Below are 983 nucleotides of genomic sequence, written 5' to 3' on the forward strand. Positions count from 1 at the left end.
AGAACTTTAGCAACAACGCCCGCGCCAACGGTACGGCCGCCTTCACGGATTGCGAAACGCAGACCGTCGTCCATCGCGATTGGGTGGATCAGAGTCACAACCATCTTGATGTTGTCGCCTGGCATTACCATCTCTACGCCTTCTGGCAGTTCGATGGTACCGGTCACGTCAGTTGTACGGAAGTAGAACTGTGGACGGTAGCCTTTGAAGAACGGAGTATGACGGCCGCCTTCGTCTTTGGACAGAATGTACACTTCAGATTCGAACTTGGTGTGTGGCTTGATTGAGCCTGGCTTCGCCAGAACCTGACCACGTTCGATTTCTTCACGTTTGATACCACGCAGCAGAACACCAACGTTCTCACCAGCACGGCCTTCGTCCAGCAGTTTGCGGAACATTTCAACGCCAGTACAGGTAGACTTCGCAGTCTCTTTGATACCAACGATTTCAACTTCTTCACCAACTTTGATGATACCGCGCTCTACACGACCGGTAACAACGGTACCACGACCGGAGATGGAGAATACGTCTTCGATTGGCAGCAGGAATGGCTTGTCAATCGCACGCTCTGGTTCTGGGATGTAAGAATCCAGGAAGCCAGCCAGTTCGATGATTTTCGCTTCCCACTCTGCGTCGCCTTCCAGCGCTTTCAGCGCGGAACCACGAACGATTGGGGTATCGTCGCCTGGGAAATCGTACTGAGACAGCAGTTCACGAACTTCCATCTCTACCAGTTCCAGCAGCTCTTCGTCATCAACCATGTCGCATTTGTTCAGGAACACGATGATGAAAGGAACGCCTACCTGACGACCCAGCAGGATGTGCTCACGAGTCTGAGGCATAGGGCCGTCAGTCGCAGCAACAACCAGGATCGCGCCGTCCATCTGCGCAGCACCGGTGATCATGTTTTTAACATAGTCGGCGTGGCCTGGGCAGTCTACGTGTGCGTAGTGGCGAGTCGGGGTGTCATACTCAACGTGAGA

The 983-nt window shown here is 53.5% G+C and carries 1 protein-coding gene; it reads right to left on the reverse strand.

Annotated elements, in window-relative coordinates; all coding sequences use genetic code 11:
- Positions 1-983 (reverse strand): elongation factor Tu (gene tuf / locus CKK19_RS25260; protein WP_199004964.1); only part of this gene is annotated, 983 nt, incomplete at both ends.

The organism is Enterobacter sp. CCUG 70166 (genome assembly GCF_020224095.1).
GTDB lineage: Bacteria > Pseudomonadota > Gammaproteobacteria > Enterobacterales > Enterobacteriaceae > Enterobacter > Enterobacter intestinihominis.